Raw genomic sequence first — 20506 nt, 5'->3', positions numbered from 1 at the left:
AAAAAAATGGCAGGTTACGCCTTGACCCCGGTCGCAGTTCTTTCTAGTTAGCCTCGCATCGTGGGCCGGTAGCTCAGCGGTAGAGCAACTGACTTTTAATCAGTTGGTCATAGGTTCGATCCCTATCCGGCTCACCATTTTCTTCCAGCGCCCAGGCAACAATGCCTGGGCGCTGGGCGTTTAAGCGGTTGGTTCGGGGCGGGCCTGCCGGACGTATTCGGCGGCGTCTTGTCGGACGTCTGGCGCGCAGAAAGTCCCTTTGACCGATTCGCACCCGCCCCACAGGCAACACGCCGCGCCCCCACAAAGCGCTTGACGCAGAGCATCGCGGCGGACATTCCTGCCTTCATGTTCGGGAACCAGCCCCTTTTCGATCGACGCCGTTGCCGCCTTCAAGCGGTGGCTCTTCGGGCTGCGCGTCGTTCAGTGGCTTTCGGCAAGGTATCCGGTCTTTCGTAGATACCGCCGACGACCCCCCTCGATCCGCGTTCCTGAACCCCCGCAGCCCTCGGCTTCGGGGGCTTTCTTTTCCCGAACAATGGAAGGACATACTTATGAGCATTCGCGTCGGCATCGTCGGCATCAGCGGTTTCGGGGGCGGCGAAGCGCTGCGCCTGATCGCGGGCCATCCCGCTTTCGACCTCGTCTACGCCGCAGGTGATAGCAGCGCGGGCCGCCCGCTGATCGACCGGTTCCCCGGAGTGCCCCATAAGCTGGCCGGGCTGGTGATCGAGAAATGGGATCCAGAGGCCCTGCCCGATCTCGATATCCTGTTCGCCTCGCTGCCCACCGGCACCTCTGCCGAGGCTCTGGCACGGGTTTCCGACAGCGTGAAGATCGTCGATATCGGCGGCGATCATCGGTATGTCGACGGGTGGGCCTATGGTCTGGCCGACATCTGGCCCGAGCGGATCCGGGGCCGCACCCGCATCGCCAATCCCGGCTGCTTTCCGGTGGCAACACTGACCGCGCTGGCGCCGCTGCTGACGGCCGGGCTTATCGAGCCGGGCAATATCGTGATCGACGCCAAGACCGGGATCTCCGGCGCCGGGCGGGGCGGGGGCGACAGCCGGTTCGGCTATGCCGAGACGAACGAGAATCTGCAGCCCTATGGATTGCTCAGACATGTCCATATGCCCGAGATGGAAACGACCATCGCGCAACTGAGCGGGGGCAGTGCCGCAGGGCTGGTCTTTACCCCGCATCTGGTGCCGATGACGCGGGGCCTGCTCGTCACCATCTATTGCCGGGGCAGCGCCAGCACCGAGCAATGCCTCGATGCGGCGCGCAGCTTCTATGCCGACCGCCCCTTCGTCCGCGTGACCGACCGCCCGCCGCAGACCAAATGGGTGAGCGGCTCGAACCTTTCGCTCGTCAGCTATGCCGCTGACCCGGATCGGCAACTGGTGATCGCGATGGGGGTCGTGGACAATCTCGGCAAGGGGGCAGCCGGTCACGCGGTGCAGAATGCAAACCTGATCTGTGACCTGCCCGAGACAGCGGGTCTGGAGGGCGCGCCGATCTGGCCGTGAGCGGGCGCTCACAGCGTGCCTGCCCGGCGGCGCGCGGTCTCGCGGGCCGCCGGTTTCTCCCGGATCGCTGACGCCTCGAAAACGCCTTCGCGGATGTCCGCGAGGGCATGTCTTGCTTCAAGCAACGGCGCGCCGGGTGCCACATATCCGGCAGGGGGCCGTGACAAAGGGCCATTTCCCGCCGCTGCGTTGCAGAAACGCCATCAAACCGTCACGCAACCGTAGTGAGGCCCCGGCAGGTTGCCCGCGACTACCGCGAGACGCAGGTTCCCGATGCCCGATATCTCCCGCCCCTCCCCGCGCGCCTGCCGCACGCTGTTTCTGTCCGATCTTCACCTCGGTGCGCTGGGTGCGCAGCCCGAACGGGTGCTCGATTTCCTCAAGGCCCACCGCGCCGAAACCTATGTGCTGGTGGGCGACGTGCTGGATCTCTGGCAGCCGCTCTTGCCGCATTGGACGCCCGAAGATCAGGCGGTCGTCGACCATCTCAACCAGCGCAAGGCCGAGGGCGCCACGCTGATCTATCTGCGCGGCAACCACGATCCCCGGCCCGAGCGCGCGCCCGCAAAGGCCCGCCCCGACGCGGCGGCGCAGGACCGCATCATCCACCACGCCGCCGATGGTCGCCGTTATCTGGTGATCCACGGCGATTGCGTCGATTCGCGGTTCTTCCGCGCGCATGTGTTCACCCGTCTGGGCAGCCGCATCGACCACGCGCTGCGCAGTCTCGACCGGGGTTTGAAGCGGCTCTGGCGGCAATCGCCCGGCGAGGCCCGCAGCACGATCGAAACGCTGCTGGTCTGGCTGAGCACGCTCACCCATATGAGTCGCACGCATGAAAAGCGGCTGGTCGATCTGGCACGGGCCGAGGGGCTGGACGGTGTGATCTGCGGGCATTTCCACCTTGCCGCGCTGCATGACGAACACGGGCTGGTCTATGCCAATTGCGGCGACTGGGTCGACAGCGTGAGCGGCGTGATCGAGAGCTTCGACGGCGCGCTGCAACTGCTGACCGCGCCGCACCCGGAGCCCGCCCCCGTCCCGGCGCCGACCTCTGCCAACGGCGATCTGGTGGAGGCCTGACATGCCCTTGTTGCTGGCCCTGCTCGCGGCGCTGTTCCTTGCCCTTCATCTGGCCAGCGTGGCGCTGACGCTGCACCGCCTGCGGCGTCCGCGCCCGCCCCGGCCCGAGATCGGCACCCCCCGCGTCACCCTGTTGCGGCCGGTCTGCGGGATCGATCCGTTCGATGCGGAGACCCTCGAAAGCAGTTTCGCGCAGGATTATCCCGACTACGAAATCATCTTCTGCGCCCAGACACCCGACGACCCGGCGATCGCGCTGGTCCGGTCGCTGATCGCGCGTCATCCGGCAATTCCCGCCCGGATCCTGATCGGCAGCGATCCGATCACGTCGAATCCCAAGCTCAACAACCTGTGGAAGGGCTGGCAGGCGGCGGAATCGGACTGGATCTGCATGACCGATGCGAACCTGTTATTGCCGCGCGACTACCTGCGCAGCGTGGTCGCAAGCTGGGCTGCGGGGACCGGCCTCGTTTCCTCTCCGCCGGTGGGGATCAGGCCCGAAGGCTGGGGCGGGCATCTGGAATGCGCCCTGCTCAACGCCAATCAGGCGCGGCTGCAACTGGCCGCCGACAGCCTCGGGCACGGGTTCACGCAGGGCAAGACGATGTTCACTCATCGCGGGCTTATCGCGCGCGCCGGCGGTTTCGCCGCTTTGGGCCGTCACATGGCCGAAGACGCCACGGCGACGAAGATGGTACGCGGGCTGGGGCTGAACGTGCGACTGACGCCTGCCCCCTTCGCCCAGCCGATCGGATACCGTCGCCTGCGGCAGGTCTGGGACCGGCAATTGCGCTGGAGCCGGGTGCGGCGCGATGCCTTTCCGCGTCTCTTCACGCTTGAAATCCTGAACGGCGCTGCCCTGCCCGCGCTGATGGCCCTGAGCGCCGCCGGACCGCTGACCGCGCTGAGCTATCTGGTGGTGTGGTACGGTGCCGAGGCGCTGCTGATGCGGCGCGCGCACTGGCCTTCCGGGTGGCGCGATATCGCCGTCCTGCCGCTTCGCGACGCGATGCTGCCCGCGCTGTGGCTCGCGACCTTCGCGCGGCGGGGATTTGATTGGCGCGGCACCGCCATGGGCTCTAATGTCGAGGCCGAAGCCGGGCGTGAACCGGCGCTTTCACCTGCGGAATGATGACCAATCCTGAGATCCTAACCCTCGTGCAGGACCACGGCCTGCTGTTGCTGGCCCCGCTCGCGGTGATCGAGGGGCCGATCATGTCGGTTCTCGGCGGATCGCTGAGCGGCGCGGGCCTGTTCAATGTCTGGTCGGTGCTGGCCATCGTCATCGCTGCCGATCTGTTCGGCGACATGGTGCTGTACTGGGTCGGTATGCGTGGCGGAGGGTTGCTGCCCGAACGGCTGCGCGCGCGCGTCCTGAACCCCGATTCGGCGCTGCAACGCCGCCTGCGCCACGAATTGACCGATCACGGCGTAAGGCTGCTGGTTCTGGGCAAGCTGACCCATGGCGCCGGGTTCGCGGTGCTGATGGCGGCGGGGGCAATGCGCTATCCGTTCGCGAAATTCGTGGTGGTCAATCTGGGCGCCACTGCGATCAAAAGCGGCGCGCTGGTCGCGCTTGGCTGGTGGCTGGGCGACCGCTGGCAGCGCGCCGAAGTCTGGCTCGACCGCGCCGTGGTGGTCGTGGCCCTCGCCGCCGTGCTTGGCTTGGCCGTCTGGGTGCATCGCAAGCGGATGCAGCGTGTATGAGCCGCCTGACCTGCCTCATCCCCGCCTGGAACGAGGCGGAGCGCCTGCCCGCCGTTCTGCGCGCGGCGTTGGGCCATCCGATGCTGGACCGCGTCCTTGTGGTCGATGACGGCTCGACCGACGGCACCGCCCGGATCGCGCGCGCCATGGGGGCCGAGGTGCTGGCGCTGCCCGTCAATGGCGGCAAGACGGCGGCACTGGCCGCAGGCATCGCCGCACTGAGGGGCGAGCACGTCATGCTGCTCGATGCCGATCTGGTGGGGCTGACCGCGCAGGACATCACCCGCCTTGCCGCGCCCGTTCTGGTCGGTCAGGCGCAGGCCACGCTGTCGCTGCGCGGCAACGCGCCGGGACTGTGGCAGGCGCTTGGGGTCGATTACATCTCGGGCGAGCGGGTGCTGCCCGTGGCGCTGCTCAAAGAGGTCGCCCCGCATCTGTCCGGCTTGCCCGCCTTCGGCTTCGAAGTCTTCCTTAACCGCGCGCTGAAGTCCCGCGACGCGCGCGTCGCCGTGGTCGGCTGGCGCGGCGTCTCAAGCCCGTGGAAGGCGCAGAAACAAGGCCTCTGGCGCGGCCTCGTCTCGGATGCGGGCATGATCCGCGACATCCTGCGCTGTCAGCCCCCCGGCGAGCTGGTGTCGCAGATCCGCTGGCTATGCGCTCAGATCGACCGCCAGAACCGCACATGCAGCGCGATCGCGGCGCAGGTCAGCCCGGCGACCAGACCCAACCAGACACCGATGCCCTCCCAGCCGACGATGAAGCCCAGCGCATAGCCCGCGGGCAGCCCGATCAGCCAGTAGGACACAGCGGCGATCACCATCGGCTGGCGGGTATCCTGCATCCCCCGCAAGAGCCCCATCGCCATCACCTGCCCGCCATCCGCCAGCTGGAACAAAGCGGCCACCGACAGCAGCGTGGCGCCCAGAGGCACGATGACGACGCGCGCCGGATCGTCGGGTTTCAGGAACAGACCGACCATCTGTTCGGAGAAGATCAGATACACGCCCATCGTCGCCACCGCAAAAATCAGCGAGATGATCACCGACGCAGTCGCGGCGGCGCGCAAAGCCTCGGGATTGCGCTGTCCGCGCGCGCGGCCCACCAGCACGGTCGCCGCGTTCGACAGACCCAGATGGACCATGAAGAACATCGCCGTGATCTCGAGCGCGATGGAATGCGCGGCCAACGTCTCCTTGCCCAGCCATCCCATCATCACCGCCGAGGCCGCGAAAAGCCCGGTCTCGGCCAGAAGCGCCAGCCCGATGGGCAGCCCCAGCGCGTTGACCTGCCGCAAAGCCGCCCAGTCGGGCCGCCAGAAGCGCACCAGAAGCTGATAGTGACGCAGCGCCGGCAGCCACAGCGCATAGGCCAGAAGCGCCCCCAGCGTCACCAGCTGCACCAGTACCGAGGCCGTCGCGGCGCCCCGCGCGCCCATCTCGGGGAAGCCCAGATTGCCGAAGATCAGCACCCAGTTGACGCCGATATTGACCGCCACCCCCAGAAGCGTCGCCCACAGAACCACTTGCGTGCGCTCAAGCGCGGCGAGGTAGCTCTTGAGCACCATCGCCAGCAGCGCCGGTGCCAATCCCCAGCCGACGATAGCCAGATAGCCGCCGCCCAGACGTGCGACGTCGGGATCCTGCCCCAGCAGGTTCAGCAACGGCGCCGAGAACAGGAAGAACGGCAGCACGATCACGAAATAGATCAGCGACAGCCACATCCCCATCCGCGTCACGCGCCGCACTTCGGTATCCTCGCCCGACGCGGCCGAGGTCGCCACCATCGGCATCACCGCCTGCGAGAACCCGATCCCCAGCGTGAACAGCACGAAGAACACCGTGGCCCCCAGCGCCCCCGCCGCAAGGTCGGTAACGCCGTACCAGCCCAGCATGATCGTGTCCGTCACATGCAGCGCGAACTGCGCCACGTGGCTGCCGACCAAAGGCAGGCCCAGCACCAGCACGGCCCGCGCATTGGTCCGGAACCCGGTACGTACAGGCGTCGGGGGCAGGGTCGCGCCACCGGGCGGCGGCGTCATCGGAGCGGTCTCCGGCAATTCAGGAGGGGCAGACATCGGCTCACCAATGAAAACGCCCGGCACGTCTGCCGGGCCGTTTTCTATGCCCGTAAAGCACAGATTCGAAAACCCCCGACCGGACCTTTTTAACCTGTGAAACGCTCGAATTCGGCCTTCGCGCGGCCCCAGACCCCGGCCTCGGGCGTATCCAGCGCCATCAGATACGGCAACAACTGGGCGGCGAAATCCTCGGACGCCTCGACGGGCAGAAGCGAAGGCAGGTTGTCGATCGCCATCACATCGAGCGGCGGCGCGTCCTGCACGCGGATCACCGGCGCCTCCCAATCGGTGGCGCGGTCATAGACCGGCACCGGATTATACGCGCTGCCCGGATCGCAGGCGATATCGCCGATTGCGGTCAGCTTGCGCGGCGCGGCCAGCGCGGTATGCGGCACGAAGACCGGGCAGCCGGGCCGGGCCAGAATGCAGTTGAAGAACAGATCATGCTCAAGGATCTCGGGGAACGGCCCGCCCGACGCCGTCTCGGCCATGTCCCAGCAGGTTACCGACAGACCCAGCGCCCCGAGCAGATCGGCCGCCCCGCGACCGACACGCCCCAAAGCGCCGATGATCAGGGCGCGCGGCTGCCGCCCGTCCAGAGCCTGTGCCAGTTCGGCCACCATCGCCTGCTGATCGCGGTAGCGCGCGACCGGCGGGCAGATCCCGCCCGCCTGCTGTGCTGCCCAGGCCTTGACCGTGACCCCCGCACCGGCGAACCCGGCCCAGTAGCCGAAAGCGGCGACACGGCGGCCACTTTCGTCCACCAGCGATTCGAGGTCGTAAAGCACGCCGCCCCCGGCGCGGAACCGCGCCAGCAAAGCGGGACCATCGGGCTGCCCCTTATAGGCATGGCCGAACAAGATATGCCGGTGCATCAGCGGCGTGCCATTGGCGGGCAGTTCCTTGAGCCCGAAAATGATCGCATCGGCCGGCGCCTGTGGCCAACTGGCGAAGGGAGCCATCCCGCAACCGGCCTCCAGATAGGGCTGCAACGGCAGGGCACGGGCCGGGCTTTCCTCGACGGTGATGCGAAAGCCCTTGGCAATCAATGCGGCCGCCCCTTCGGGCGTTAGACCCACGCGCTCTTCGTTGGGCCGCTGCTCGGCCCGGACCCACAGATGAACCATGTCAGCCTCCGGCAACGGTTTCTTTGGCAAAGGTTTCCTGAAGAATCGCCGCCAGTTCGCGCGCATCCTCAGGGGTGAAGGCATCGGGCCGGTCGCTGTCGATATCGAACACGCCGATCACCGCCCCCGCCCGGTCGAAAACTGGCAGGACCAGTTCGGAGCGCGTCGAAGACGCGCAGGCGATATGGCCGGGAAACGCCTCGACATCGGGAACGAGCTGAACCTCGCCCGTGCGCGCCGCAGCCCCGCAGACCCCCCTGTCGAACGGAATCACCAGACAGCCATGTCCGCCCTGATAGGGGCCGATCTTCAGCAACCCGGGCTCGGTCACGCGGTAGAACCCGGTCCAGTCGAAGCGATCATCAAAATGATGCACCTCGCAGGCCAACGTCGCCATCAGCGCGACCTGATCGGTCTCGCCCTGCGTCAGCGCACGGATCGTCGCGGCAAGGGATGGGTAATCGGGCATCGGCGCCTCCTTTGCCGAAGATGTGCCACGCTGGAACGACGGAAGGAAGGGGGGCTTTGCCCCCTCTGGGCTGCGCCCATCCACCCCCAGGATACTTTCGGATTAGAGATGCCCGCGGCCAAAATCCGCGCATCTTTGTTCGATAAATATCCCGGGGGTCCGGGGGCTGGCCCCCGGCGCTCTCCGCCTGCGCGGGACCTATTGGAAAAGATGCAGCACGGCCGGGGCCAGAAGCGCCGTCAGGATCGCGTTCAGGCCCATGCCGATCCCGGCGAAAGCGCCGGCCGTAGGGTGCACCTGAAACGCGCGCGCCGTGCCGATGCCATGTGCCGCGGTGCCAACCGCAAGGCCGCGCGCGCGCCAGTCACGCAGGCCCATCGCGTTCAGCAGCGGCGTGGCGATCAGCGCGCCGGTGATGCCGGTCAGGATCACCAGCACCGCCGCCAGCGTGGGCGAGCCGCCCAGCGACTGGGCGATGCCGATGGCGACCGGCGCCGTGGTGCTTTTCGGGGCGAGCGCCGCCAGTGTCGGCATGTCCACGCCCAGCGCGCGGGCGATGGCAAGCGCCGAGGTGACCGCAACGAGCGAGCCCACGCCGACGCCCGCAAGCACCGGCAGCACCGCGCGCCTGAGCCGCGCGCCCTGCGCATAGAGCGGGATCGCCAGCGAGACGGTCGCCGGGCCCAGCAGGAAATGCACGAATTGCGCGCCCTCGAAATAGGTGGCGTAGGGCGTCGCGGTGGCCCACAGCATCAGGCCGAGCAAAATCACCGAGATCAGGACCGTGTTGGCCAGCGGATGGCGTCCCGCCGCCTGGGCGATGGTCTCGGCAAGGCTGTAGGCAACGAGCGTCAGCGTGAGCCACAATAGCGGCCCTTCGGCGAGGTAGGACCAGATATCGGCCACGTCACGCATCCTCGCCCACCCCTCCGGTCCAGCGCGCCACCAGCGTGAAGGCCAGTGCCCCTGCCGCGATCGCCAGCGCGGTCGAGACGAGGATCGCCACGCCCAGCCCCAGCGCCTGCGGGCCGAGCGTGCCAAGATGGCCGACGACCCCCACCCCGGCCGGAACGAAGAGCAGCGAGAGATGCGCGAGGATCCCTTCGCCTACGGGTTTCACCTGCTGCGCGAGTGTTTCAAAGGCTGTCATCAGGCCCAGCAGCAGCACCATACCCAGAACCGGGCCGGGCACCGGCAGGGACAGGCCGCGCGCGACGGTTTCGCCGGCGAGCTGGCACAGCAGGATCAGCGCCAGCGCGCGGATCATGCCTCGTCCGACAGAAGCGCAGACAACCCGGCTTCGAGCCCCGCGGCCAGCGGACCGAGGCGCGCGCGCATCTCGTCTTGGTATTCCATCGCCACCGGCAGCAGGCGGGCGACCAGCGCCTCGCCCTTGTCGGTCAGCCTGAGGACCAGCAGGCGGCGGTCGGTATCGTTCACGCCCTTGGTGATATAGCCCGCCGTTTCCAGCCGCGAGGCGGCGCGGCTGACTTTCGATTTCTCCATATCGACCCGCGCCTCGATATCGCGGACGGAGACGTCGCCGGCATGATGCAGATGCACCAGCACGCGCCATTCCGGGATCGAGATGCCGAATTCTTCGCGATAGCGCTCGGAAAAGGCCCGGCTGATCCGGCTGGCGGCGGCGTTCAGCCGATAGGGAAGGAAGTCGTTGAGATCAAATCTGTCGGCGTCAGTCATCGGGTCCGGTATGGCGGGGAAAGGGTGCGCAAGCGGATCACACTCGCCTGCCGAAATCAATGCGACGCAGGCTGCGGGGCCTATCAACGCCGGACAATCCAGCAAGGCGGCAACACACGCGACCGCCCGCCCCCTCGCCCGACCACATGCCCGACCACATGCCTGACCGGGGGCTTGACATTGTTGCATGTGCAATAAATGTTTGGGCAGGACCTGCACAGGCCCGCCCTTCGGGGTGCGGGCCGAACGCCGCTAACAGGAGTCAGCCATGACCGACCAGAGCCTGCCGAAAGGCATGATCCGTGCCACGACCCATAACGGTCCGCATGAGGGCTATATGCCGGGCTTCGGCAACGATTTCGAAACCGAGGCCCTGCCTGACGCGCTGCCGCAGGGGCAGAACAGCCCGCAGAAATGCAATTACGGGCTGTATGCCGAGCAGCTTTCCGGCACCGCCTTCACCGCGCCGCGCGGCCAGAACGAGCGGACCTGGTGCTACCGCATCCGCCCCTCGGTCAAGCACACCGCGCGGTTCAAGAAGATCGAGGTCGCGGGCTGGAAAACCGCGCCGCATGTGCTGCCCGATGTGATCAGCTTGGGCCAGTATCGCTGGGACCCGGTGCCGATGCCGGGCGCGGGCGAGAGCTATTCGTGGATCACCGGCATGCGCACCGTCACGACGGCGGGCGACGTCAACACGCAGGTCGGCATGGCCACGCATGTGTACCTTGTGACCGCGTCGATGGAGGACGAGTATTTCTATTCGGCCGACAGCGAGCTGCTGGTAGTGCCGCAGGAAGGCCGTCTGCGGTTCTGCACCGAGATGGGGATCATCGACCTTGAACCCAAGGAAATCGCCATCCTGCCGCGCGGCCTCGTATACCGGGTCGAAGTTCTGGAAGGCCCCTGCCGCGGCTTCGTGTGCGAGAATTACGGCCAGAAATTCGACCTTCCCAACCGGGGTCCGATCGGCGCGAACTGCCTTGCCAACCCGCGCGATTTCAAGACGCCCGTCGCCGCTTTCGAGGATCGCGAGGTCGAAAGCCGCGTGGTCATCAAGTGGTGCGGCCAGTTCCACGAGACCTTCATCGACCATTCGCCGCTCGATGTGGTGGCGTGGCACGGCAATTACTGCCCGGTGAAATACGACCTGCGCACCTATTCGCCAGTCGGCGCGATCCTGTTCGACCACCCGGACCCGTCGATCTTCACTGTGCTGACCGCGCCGTCGGGTCAGGAAGGCACTGCGAATATCGATTTCGTGCTGTTCCGCGAGCGCTGGATGGTGGCCGAGAACACCTTCCGCCCGCCGTGGTATCACAAGAACATCATGTCCGAGCTGATGGGCAATATCTATGGCCAGTACGACGCGAAGCCGCAGGGCTTCCAGCCGGGCGGGCTGAGCCTGCACAATTGCATGTTGCCGCACGGGCCCGACCGTGACGCGTTCGAAGGGGCGTCGAATTCCGATCTGAAGCCGCATCTGCTGGACAACACGATGTCCTTCATGTTCGAGACCCGCTTCCCGCAGCACCTGACGGAATGGGCCGCGACCGAGGCGCCGCTGCAGGACGAATATCTCGAATGCTGGAACTCGCTCGAGAAGAAATTCGACGGCAAACCCGGCATCAAGTGATCGCGCCGCAGGCGGCCCCGGTCGCATCTGCGCGCCCCGCGCCCTAGCACAGACCCGGTTCAGGCCCTATCTGAACCAGGTATCCGCCACAAAGACACACGACCGACAGGACTTTACATGACCCTCATGCGTAGCTGGATTGACAGCGCCAACAGCGCCGATTGCCCCTTTCCGTTGAACAACCTGCCTTACGGCGTGTTCTCGACGCCCGGCACGCAGCCCCGCTGCGGCGTCGCCATCGGCGATCAGGTGCTGGACGTGGCGGGCATGGAAAAAGCCGGGCTGCTGCGGATTTCGGACACCCAACTGCTGCAAAGCGGCGTCTGGAACCCGTTGATGGAAGCGGGCCCCGAGACATGGGAAAAACTTCGCTCGGCGCTTCTGGGACATCTGTCCGACAATGCGTCGACGCAAGATCAGGTCGCGCAATACCTGCACCCGCTGTCGGGCGTGACCATGCATATGCCGTTCCGGGTTTCGGAATACACCGACTTCTATGCCGGCAAGAACCACGCCTTCAATGTCGGGACGATGTTCCGGGGGCCCGAGAACGCACTGCCGCCCAACTGGCTGCATATCCCGATCGGGTATAACGGCCGCGCCTCGTCGGTCGTCGTGTCGGGCACCGGGGTGCGCCGCCCCTGGGGTCAGCTGAAAGGCCCGCAGGATGACGCGCCGCACTTCGCCCCCTGTGCGCGCTTCGATCTGGAACTGGAAATGGGCGCCATCGTCGGCAAACCGTCCAGCGGCCCCGTGACCGTGGCAGAAGCCGACGACATGATCTTTGGCTATGTGCTGCTCAACGACTGGTCGGCGCGCGACATCCAGGCTTGGGAATACGTGCCGCTGGGCCCGTTCCAGGCCAAGGCCACGGCCACGACGATCAGCCCGTGGATCGTCACCAAGCCCGCGCTCGCCCCGTTCCGCGCCTCGACGCCCGAGCGCGAGAAGCCACTGCTGCCCTATCTCGAAGAGCCGCGGCCGATGCTCTATGACATCGACCTCTCGGTCGAGCTGACGCCCGAAGGCGGCAAGGCGACCGAGATCACGCGCACGAACTACAAGGAAATGTACTATTCCTCGGCCCAGCAACTGGCGCATCACACGACCTCGGGCTGCCCGATGCGGGCGGGCGATCTTCTGGGCTCGGGCACCATTTCCGGCGCGACCAAGGAAAGCCGTGGTTCGCTACTGGAACTCAGCTGGGGCGGCAAGGAGCCGGTGACGCTGGACGGTGGCGAGACGCGGAATTTCCTTGAGGACGGCGACACGCTGACCCTGAAGGGCGTCTGCCACGGCGACGGCTACACGATCGGCTTCGGCGATTGCTCCGGCATGGTGCTGCCCGCTCTGGCCGATCCCTTCGCGCGCTGAACCCGCGATACGACTTTCCCGGCGCGGCCCCTGCGGTCGCGCCGGAAGCCAGCAGGCGCCGCTATGGGGTCATGCGCCCGCCTTGTCGAATCCCGCGATCCGGCGGTAATTCGCGGCGACCTCTTCCAGCTCTTCTTTGGTAATCAGATCCTCGATCCGGTCTTCGGGCCCCGTCACCCGCGCCGCCGCGATGTCGAGCACCTGCTCGGGCCCGCCCAGACGGTTGGCGCGGACGACATTCGTGGTGACGGGCAAGCGCGCGGCCTCATAGGTTTTCAGGCCCCCCGGCCCCGGATCCTCTGCCAAAGCCGCGGCAAGCGCGCTTGCATCCAGAATGGCCTGGCTCGCGCCATTGGCGCCGATCGGGTACATCGGATGCGCGGCATCCCCAAGCAAGGTGACCCGTCCATCGGTCCAGAAGGGCAGCGGATCGCGGTCGATCATCGGGAATTCGGTCACGTTGTCCGTGGCCTCAAGGATCGCGGCGATATCCATGTCGGGCATTCGGAAATCGCGGAATGGCGTGATGTAATCCATCGTCGCCCCGCGCCGCCAATCGGCATCGTCGATATGACGCGGCGCGGAATGCCGGATCTCGGCCACCCAATTGGTCAGCGCGCGTCCCTTGCGCCGGGCCTGTTCGCTGATCGGGTAGGTGACGAATTTGCAATCGTGGTCGCCGGCGATGACCATCGTGCGCCCGTCGCCGATCACCGGCATCTCCACCGCGCCCCGGAACATCATTGTGCCTTCGTAATTCAGCGGCCCGTCATCCGGATGGATCTGCGCGCGCAGGGGCGAACGCAGGCCTTCGGCGCCGATAATCAGATCGCCACGCTCGATCCGGCCATCCGCAAAGATCAACGCGGCCCCGTCGGCATCCTGACGGTAACCGCTGACGCGGCGCCCCGTCTCGACCACACCCTCGCCGGCGCGCTCTTGCAGGGCACGCAGCAGCAGGGACTGAAGTGCGCCGCGATGGATCGAATATTGCGGTGCGGGAAACCCGGCCTCCACGTTGCGCGGATCGGACTGGATCAGATGGCCAAAGCGCGTGCGGTACTCGATGCACCGGGTCCGGATCGCGGTCTCGTCCAGCGCTTTGGCCAGACCGAGTTCGCGCAGAACCAAAGCCGCCGAGGACATCACGTTGATACCGACCCCCAGCGGCCGGATCTGCGCGACCGACTCGAAGACCTGCACGCTGTGCCCCGATGCCTGCAGGCTCAGCGCGGCCGACAAGCCGCCGATACCGGCGCCGGCAATCAGGATTCTGGCCATCCGCCTCCCCTTGTCGCGGCCCCCGTCCCGGCGGATCCGGGATCGGGAATCGCGGATTTAGCCCAGCCGCCGCAGCAGATCCTGCGAGGGCGTGCCCGTGACCGCCATCCCCTGGCTGGCCTGAAAATCGCGGATCGCGGCTTCGGTGTTGTCACCGATCACCCCGTCCGCGCCCTGCGTGTCGAAGCCGCGCGCGGTCAGACGCTCTTGCAGCCGGATCCGGTCGGCGCGGGTCAGGCCGTATTCGTCAGGCGGGAAGGTGCCGCGCAGCGGCCCCGCGCCGCCGATCCGGTCGGCCAGATGCCCCACGCCCAGCGCATAGGCGTCCGACGGGTTATAGCGTTTGATGACCCGGAAATTGCGGGTGACCGAGAAACGCGGCCCGCCTTCCTGCGGCTGAATGATCGTCCCCTCGGGCTCACCGTGCCCGACTTCACCGCCCCAGCGCAGACCGCGGGTCCAGCCGTGGCGGCGCAGATAGGCCGCCGTGGTGGCCAGCGCGTCGGAGGGGTCGGCAGACCAGATGTCGCGCCTCCCGTCGCCGGTGAAATCCACCGCGTATTCCTGAAAAACCGTGGGCATGCACTGGGTATGACCCATCGCCCCCGCCCAGCTGCCGGTCATCTGGCGCGCCGGGATATCGCCGTTCTGCACGATCCTCAGCGCGGCGATCAGCTCGCGTTCGAAATAGCGCCCGCGACGGCCTTCGTAAGCCAGCGTCGACGTCGCCGAGATCACCGGGATCAGGCCCTGCCGCTCGCCATAAAAGCTCTCAAGACCCCAGATCGCCGTGACGATCTCTTTGTTGACACCGCTATCGGATTCGATCGCTTCGAGCGTCGTGCGATGTCTCGCCAGCGCCTGACGGCCTTTTTCGACCCGCTCGTCCGAAGCGGCGATGGACAGGTAATCTTCCAGCGAGCGCCGGAACTCGGTCTGGCTGCGGTCGCGCGTGACCACCCCGGGCAGGAAGCCCGCGCCGCGAAAGGCGGTGTTCAGGGTCGAGGCCGAGATCCCCTGTTCCATCGCCCGCGAACGGAAGGCGGCGACCCATGCGTCGTAATCCGCGTTGGGCGCGGGCAACAGGTCGGGAGGAAGGGTGTCGGGCGCGTCGGTGCTCAGGCGGCTTGCGACAGAGCGCGAACAGGCGGAAAGGCCAAGGCTTGCCAGCCCCAGCCCGAAGAGGCGTCGGTTCATCTGCATCGTTCTGCTCACCTTTCGATGCGTTTTGCCCCATGGTGCCCAGAACTGGCCGGTCACGCAATGACCCATTTCCGCACCGGCGAACGCCCGCGCGTCAACCGGCGGGAAGGCGTCTGTGAACCGAATCGCAGAGCGGATGTATACATTTAACGCGTGAACATCACAGAGATTAAGCCGGGCTGATCGCCGGAACTGGCTGCGCTTATGCGGCAGTTTAACGCGTTTCTGCGATTTCGTGATCTCAGGCATACCTTTGGTATCAGTGACTTCTGGCAATCAGCACCGGACTTATTCCCCCAGGGTGCGAATTCGTGATCACAGGGACTTGAAAAGAATCCCGGCTCGTCCAGTATGAATACTCAGCGTGCTTCGGGAGGGAGGCACCAGACCTTGACGCGAACCCGGCGACGGATCTGCGACTGGCATCGGTCACGACGGACCACGCCGCGACAGACGGACCGCATTCGCGAAGGACGAAAGACGGGATCGGCCCCGAAGCCGGTTTCGACATAACAGGGAGAGAGACCATGATTCGCAGAACGATCATGACGGGTGCGGCTGCCGCCGCCCTGTTCGCTGGCAGCCTCGGCGCGGCCGGGGCACAAGACACGATCCTGCTGGGCGCCGCCGCGCCGCAGACCGGCCCGCTTGCGGGCGGGGCCACCGTGACCCACTGGCCCGCCGTTCGGCTCTGGGTGCAGCAGACGAACGAGGACGGCGGGCTTCAGGTCGGCGACCAGCAGATGACCATCGAGCTGGTGGAATACGACGACCAGACCAACCCGCAGCAGGCGATTCAGGCCGCCCAGCGCATGGCGACGCAGGACGAGGTCGACTTCATGGTTGCCCCCTATTCGACCGGCCTGAACCTTGCCGCCGCGCCGATCTTCGCGCAGCTCGGCTATCCGATGATCACCGGCACCGCCGTGACCGATCAGCAGCCCGCGCTGGCCGCGCAATTCCCCAACATGTTCTTTGTGCTGGGCCGCACCAGCGTGATGGCCGAGGATACCGCGCAGCTTCTGGTCGATATGCGCGAGCGCGGCGATCTGGGCGACCGGGTGGCGCTGGTCAACGTGGCCGATGCGTTCGGCATCGAAATGGCGGGTATCTCGAAGGCGATCCTCGAGGAGAACGGGTTCGAAATCGTCTACGAGACTTCGTATCCGCTGGGAACGCAGGATCTGGCCCCGGTGATCGATGGCGCGCGCGCCGCTGAAGCCGATGCCTTCATCGCGTGGTCCTATCCCGGCGACACGTTCGCGCTGACCGATCAGGCCATCGTGCAGAACTTCGCGCCGCAGGTATTCTTCACCGCCGTCGCCACCGCCTTCCCGGCCTATCAGGAGCGGTTCGGCGATCAGATCGAGGGCGTTCTGGGCATGGGCGGCGTGAATGCCGACGATCCCGCGTTCCAGGAATTCGCGCAGGCGCATATGGAGATGGCCGGACAGGCGCCGGATTACTGGGCCTCGGCTGCGACCTATGCCGCGCTCGAAATTCTCGGTCAGGCGATCGAGGGCGCCGGCACCACCGACCGCGCCGCCGTGCTGGAATACCTGCAGGACCAGTCGCATGAATACGCGACCATCCTCGGACCGGTGAACTTCAACGAGAACAACGACAACGAACGCTACTGGACCGTGGGCCAGTGGCAGGACGGCGTGTTCCGGGGCGTTGCCTCGCAAGGACGCGACGGCGTGACCGAGGTCGAAACCTTCGACGGCTGGAACTGACCGGATGCGGGCGGTGCCGTCGGGCGCCGCCCCTTTCCTGACCCGCCCCTTCCTGAGCTGATCGGACGCAGTCGATGTTCATCCTGATAACCGGCCTGTTGCTGGGCGGCACCTATGCGCTGATCGCGCTGGGGCTGAACCTGCAATACGGCGTCGCGCGGATCATGAATCTGGCCAATGGCGAGATGCTGGTCGCTGGCGGTTTCGCCGCTTTCTGGTTCTACACCGCAGGCCAGATCAACCCGGTCGTCGGCCTGATCGTGATCGCGCCTGTCGCCTTCGTGGTGAACTGGCTGTTGTACCGGATCATGCTGCAACCGCTGGTGACCCGTGCGAAGAGCCGCGGCGCGCTCGAGGTCGACAGCATCCTTGCCACCTTCGGCATGTCCTTTGCCTTTGTCGGCATCATGACCTGGGCCTTCGGCGGCGGCTATTTCAACTATGCTTTCCTTGCTCAGCCGGTCGAGATCTTCTCAAGCTCATACGCGCAGAACCGGGTCGTGGCCTTCGTGCTGGCCGTGGTGATCGGCGGCGCGCTGTGGCTGTGGCTGACCTTTACCCGCACCGGGCTGAAGCTGCGCGCGGTCTCGGTCAATCCCGCCGCCGCGCCGCTGGTGGGCGTCGATGTGCGCGCGGCCTCGGCGCTGGCCTTCGCTCTGGGCGGCGCAGTCACCGCCACGGGCGGCGCGCTGGTGTCGATGTTTTTCACGCTCGACGCCTCGGTTGGCGTTCTGTTCACCATGAAGGCGCTGATCATCATCATCATGGGCGGCGTCGGCGATATTCGCGGCACGATTGTCGCGGCGGTGATCCTCGGCATCGCCGAAACCGCCGTTGCGCGGCTCATCGATCCCGGCCTGACGCTGGCGGCGGCCTATCTTCTGTTCCTGCTGGTGCTTCTGTTCCGCCCGCAGGGTCTGTTCGGAAAGGCCCGCGGATGACAACGCGCGAGATCCGCAATTTCATCATCGCCGCAGCGCTTCTGGCGCTCTGCGCGCTGTTGCCGGTCTATGGCAGCCCCTATTGGCTGACGATGGGCACGACGATGGCGATGTTTGCCGTGCTGGCGACCAGCTGGGCGCTTTTCTCTGGCCCAACGCATTACATCTCGCTGGCGACGGCGGCATTCTTCGGGGTCGGCACCTTTGTCACCGGCCTCGGGTTTCAGTCGCTGCCCTTCTGGGCCCTGCCGCTGATCGCCGCCGGGATCGGCGCGGTGCTGGCGGCCTTGGTGGGGCTGGTGACGCTGCGCCTGTCGGGGGTCTATTTCGTGATCTTCACGCTGGGCCTGGCCGAAATGGTCCGTCAGGTCGTCACCTGGGTGCAGAACCAGACCGGCCATCGCGGCATGTATGTCCTGACCTCGATCACCGAGCGCGAGATCTACTGGATGCTCGTGGGGCTGGGCGCGCTGGTCTATCTGCTGGGCTGGCTGATCGGGCGCTCGCGGCTGGGCTTCGCGCTCAGGATCATCGGCAATGACGAGACGGTCGCCAAGCATTTGGGCATCGACACCGCGCTGGCCAAGGTCGCGCTGTTCATGGTGCCCGGCGCGGTGGCCGCCGCCGTGGGGGCGATGCTGGCGCCGCGCTACATCTATATCGAACCCGCCACCGCCTTCGCGCCGCTTCTGTCCTTTCAGGTCGTCATCATGGCGCTTTTGGGCGGCACCGGACGCCTGTGGGGGCCGATCGCCGGGGTGATCCCCTTCACGCTGTTGTGGGAGGTCATCACAAGGCAGGCGCCCAACCAGACGCTGCTTTTGCTGGGCATCGCCTTCCTCTTGATCGTCTACGTGCTGCCCGGCGGATTCGTGGGCCTGTGGGACCGGCTGCGCCGCCGCTACGGAGGCCAGCCATGACCCGCCCCATTCTGGAAGCGCGCAACGTCACCAAACGCTTCGGCGGGCTGGTCGCGGTCAACGATGTCAGCTTCGACGTGGCCGAACACGAGGTGATGGGCATCATCGGCCCCAACGGTTCGGGCAAGTCGACGATGATCAACATGATCTCGGGCAGTTTCGCGCCGAGCGCGGGCTCAATACGGCTGCGCGGCGCGGAGTTGGCGGGAAAACCCGCGCACAAGGTCTCGCGGCTGGGCGTGGCGCGGACCTTTCAGCTGGTCCGCCTGCTGCCCGAACTGACCGTGATCGAGAATGTCATGGCCGGCGCCGCCTTCGGCCATCGCCGCCGCTGGGGCCATGAGGCCGAGCATTTCGCGCGCGGCCTGCTGGACCGGCTGGGGCTGGGTCAGGCGATGGGAATGCCGGTCTCGGCGCTGACCTATATCGACACCAAGCGGGTCGAACTGGCGCGCGCGCTGGCAAGCGATCCCAAAGTGCTGCTGCTCGACGAATGGCTGGCGGGCCTTAATCCGACCGAGCTGTCCACCGGCATCGCGCTGATCCGCTCGCTGCGCGAAGAGGGGCGCACGATCATTCTGGTGGAACACGTCATGGATGCGATCCGCAGCCTGTGCGACCGCTGCGTGGTGATGTCCTCGGGCGCCAAGATCGCCGAGGGCACGCCCGCCGAGGTCCTGTCCGACCGCGAGGTCATCCGCGCCTATCTGGGAGACGACGATGCTTGAGGTCAGCAATCTCTCGGTTCGCTACGGCAAGCATATCGCGCTTGAAGAGGTCGGGCTGCGGGTGAAACCCGGCGAGATCGTTGTCATTCTGGGCGCCAATGGTGCGGGGAAATCCACGCTGCTCAAGGCCATCGCCGGGATCTGCGAGGGGCAGGCGAGCGGCGCAGTCTCGATCGACGGCGAGCCGGTCCTGGGCCTGCCCGCGCACAAGGTCGTGGATCGCGGGCTGGCGCTGGTGCCGGAAGGGCGCGGTATTTTCGGCGAACTCACGGTGCGCGAGAACCTCGTGCTGGGCGGCAACCCCGCCCGCGCACGCGACGAGGTTCAGGCCAATCTCGACCGCCTGACGACGCTGTTTCCCAAGCTCAGTGAACGCGCCGGGCAGGCCGCGCGCACGATGTCGGGCGGCGAACAACAGATGGTCGCCATCGGCCGCGCGATGATGTCGAACCCCGAGATCCTGATGCTGGACGAACCCAGCCTCGGCCTGTCGCCGCTTCTGGCCAAGGAATTGTTCCAGACGCTGAAAACGGTGCGCGATGCGGGACTGGGCATCCTGCTGGTGGAACAGAACGCCAAGCTGAGCCTGTCGATTGCCGACCGGGGCTACCTGCTGGAAAACGGCCGCATCCTGCGCGAGGACACGGCGCAGGCGCTGTTGCACGACCCGGCGGTGCAGACGGCCTATCTGGGCGGCGCGGCGGGCCATGCGACCACGCCGCCGGTCGCCGCGAGACCCGGTGCTGCGGCCCCGACAACCGCTGCGCCCGCACCCGTGCCCACGACGCCACAGGTCCGCGCGAAACCGCTGCGCAGCGTGTCATCGAACGAAATCTCGGGCCTCGATATCGACGCCATCGTCGCTAGCGCGGGGCGCAAAGCCGTGCGCCCGGTCTCGGCCGCGCCCCGCACAGCGCCGCCGACGCAGGCCGAACGCGACGCGGCGACGGCCCGCCGCTCGGACAGCCTGCGCGCGGCGCTCGAGGCCATC

Annotated in this window: 20 protein-coding genes and 1 tRNA gene; 13 read left to right on the top strand and 8 right to left on the bottom strand. The window is 66.6% G+C overall.

Annotated elements, in window-relative coordinates:
• Window positions 1-62 precede the first annotated feature (62 nt).
• From JI664_RS15965 to JI664_RS15940, 6 genes are all read left to right on the top strand, one after another.
• A tRNA-Lys gene (locus JI664_RS15965) sits at window positions 63-137 on the top strand.
• A 417-nt stretch (window positions 138-554) separates the two neighbouring features.
• Window positions 555-1532: an N-acetyl-gamma-glutamyl-phosphate reductase gene (argC, locus tag JI664_RS15960; RefSeq protein WP_207014764.1), complete on the top strand. Its 978-nt coding sequence runs from the start codon at window positions 555-557 to the stop codon at window positions 1530-1532.
• A gap of 273 nt (window positions 1533-1805) precedes the next feature.
• On the top strand, window positions 1806-2615 hold the full coding sequence (locus JI664_RS15955) for a UDP-2,3-diacylglucosamine diphosphatase (protein WP_207014763.1): 810 nt from the start codon (window positions 1806-1808) through the stop codon (window positions 2613-2615).
• A gap of 1 nt (window position 2616) precedes the next feature.
• Window positions 2617-3747, top strand: a complete 1131-nt coding sequence (locus JI664_RS15950) for a ceramide glucosyltransferase (RefSeq protein ID WP_286174133.1) — start codon at window positions 2617-2619, stop codon at window positions 3745-3747.
• Entirely contained in the window at window positions 3747-4322 is a 576-nt protein-coding gene (locus tag JI664_RS15945; RefSeq protein WP_207014762.1) for a DedA family protein, read from the top strand. The genes JI664_RS15950 and JI664_RS15945 overlap by 1 nt, the downstream gene beginning before the upstream one ends.
• Entirely contained in the window at window positions 4319-5095 is a 777-nt protein-coding gene (locus tag JI664_RS15940) for a glycosyltransferase family 2 protein (protein WP_207014761.1), read from the top strand. The genes JI664_RS15945 and JI664_RS15940 overlap by 4 nt, the downstream gene beginning before the upstream one ends.
• Here the strand turns inward: JI664_RS15940 and JI664_RS15935 are convergent.
• The 6 genes from JI664_RS15935 to JI664_RS15910 all read right to left on the bottom strand — a co-directional run bounded on the left by JI664_RS15935 (window position 4981) and on the right by JI664_RS15910 (window position 9696).
• Entirely contained in the window at window positions 4981-6360 is a 1380-nt protein-coding gene (locus JI664_RS15935) for an MATE family efflux transporter (RefSeq protein WP_207014760.1), read from the bottom strand. The genes JI664_RS15940 and JI664_RS15935 overlap by 115 nt on opposite strands.
• A 125-nt stretch (window positions 6361-6485) precedes the next feature.
• On the bottom strand, window positions 6486-7526 hold the full coding sequence (locus tag JI664_RS15930; RefSeq protein ID WP_207014759.1) for a saccharopine dehydrogenase: 1041 nt from the start codon (window positions 7524-7526) through the stop codon (window positions 6486-6488).
• A 1-nt stretch (window position 7527) separates the two neighbouring features.
• On the bottom strand, window positions 7528-7995 hold the full coding sequence (locus JI664_RS15925) for a GAF domain-containing protein (RefSeq protein WP_207014758.1): 468 nt from the start codon (window positions 7993-7995) through the stop codon (window positions 7528-7530).
• A gap of 198 nt (window positions 7996-8193) precedes the next feature.
• Complete coding sequence (locus tag JI664_RS15920; RefSeq protein WP_207014757.1) at window positions 8194-8910, bottom strand: LrgB family protein; 717 nt, start codon at window positions 8908-8910, stop codon at window positions 8194-8196.
• On the bottom strand, window positions 8903-9262 hold the full coding sequence (locus tag JI664_RS15915; protein ID WP_207014756.1) for a CidA/LrgA family protein: 360 nt from the start codon (window positions 9260-9262) through the stop codon (window positions 8903-8905). The genes JI664_RS15920 and JI664_RS15915 overlap by 8 nt, the downstream gene beginning before the upstream one ends.
• The gene (locus JI664_RS15910; protein WP_207014755.1) at window positions 9259-9696 is read right to left on the bottom strand and encodes a MarR family winged helix-turn-helix transcriptional regulator; all 438 of its coding nucleotides are present in this window, start codon (window positions 9694-9696) and stop codon (window positions 9259-9261) included. The genes JI664_RS15915 and JI664_RS15910 overlap by 4 nt, the downstream gene beginning before the upstream one ends.
• A 268-nt stretch (window positions 9697-9964) precedes the next feature.
• On the opposite strand from JI664_RS15910, the gene hmgA reads away from it, so the two are divergent.
• Window positions 9965-11332, top strand: coding sequence for a homogentisate 1,2-dioxygenase (hmgA, locus tag JI664_RS15905; protein ID WP_207014754.1), 1368 nt, complete (start codon window positions 9965-9967; stop codon window positions 11330-11332).
• A 117-nt stretch (window positions 11333-11449) separates the two neighbouring features.
• A complete protein-coding gene (fahA, locus tag JI664_RS15900; protein ID WP_207014753.1) occupies window positions 11450-12706 on the top strand; it encodes a fumarylacetoacetase in 1257 nt (418 codons plus the stop codon).
• Window positions 12707-12775: 69 nt separating this feature from the next.
• Here the strand turns inward: fahA and JI664_RS15895 are convergent, their stop codons facing one another.
• Both JI664_RS15895 and JI664_RS15890 read right to left on the bottom strand, forming a co-directional pair.
• Window positions 12776-13987: an FAD-dependent monooxygenase gene (locus JI664_RS15895; RefSeq protein WP_207014752.1), complete on the bottom strand. Its 1212-nt coding sequence runs from the start codon at window positions 13985-13987 to the stop codon at window positions 12776-12778.
• Window positions 13988-14044: 57 nt separating this feature from the next.
• A complete protein-coding gene (locus tag JI664_RS15890) occupies window positions 14045-15190 on the bottom strand; it encodes a lytic murein transglycosylase (RefSeq protein WP_207014751.1) in 1146 nt (381 codons plus the stop codon).
• 527 nt (window positions 15191-15717) lie between these two features.
• Here JI664_RS15890 and JI664_RS15885 point away from each other — a divergent pair.
• The 5 genes from JI664_RS15885 to JI664_RS15865 all read left to right on the top strand — a co-directional run.
• Window positions 15718-16926, top strand: a complete 1209-nt coding sequence (locus JI664_RS15885; protein ID WP_207014750.1) for an amino acid ABC transporter substrate-binding protein — start codon at window positions 15718-15720, stop codon at window positions 16924-16926.
• A gap of 74 nt (window positions 16927-17000) precedes the next feature.
• Window positions 17001-17867: a branched-chain amino acid ABC transporter permease gene (locus JI664_RS15880; protein ID WP_207014749.1), complete on the top strand. Its 867-nt coding sequence runs from the start codon at window positions 17001-17003 to the stop codon at window positions 17865-17867.
• On the top strand, window positions 17864-18787 hold the full coding sequence (locus tag JI664_RS15875) for a branched-chain amino acid ABC transporter permease (RefSeq protein ID WP_207014748.1): 924 nt from the start codon (window positions 17864-17866) through the stop codon (window positions 18785-18787). Before JI664_RS15880 ends, JI664_RS15875 begins: the two co-directional genes overlap by 4 nt.
• On the top strand, window positions 18784-19515 hold the full coding sequence (locus tag JI664_RS15870; protein WP_207014747.1) for an ABC transporter ATP-binding protein: 732 nt from the start codon (window positions 18784-18786) through the stop codon (window positions 19513-19515). Before JI664_RS15875 ends, JI664_RS15870 begins: the two co-directional genes overlap by 4 nt.
• Window positions 19508-20506, top strand: a 999-nt coding sequence (locus JI664_RS15865; RefSeq protein ID WP_207014746.1) for an ABC transporter ATP-binding protein, incomplete at its 3' end; no start/stop codon positions are given. The genes JI664_RS15870 and JI664_RS15865, both read left to right, overlap by 8 nt.

This window comes from Rhodobacter sp. NTK016B (assembly GCF_017303295.1).
In the GTDB taxonomy this organism is placed as follows: domain Bacteria; phylum Pseudomonadota; class Alphaproteobacteria; order Rhodobacterales; family Rhodobacteraceae; genus Pararhodobacter.
This window is presented reverse-complemented; position numbering and strand designations above follow the sequence as displayed.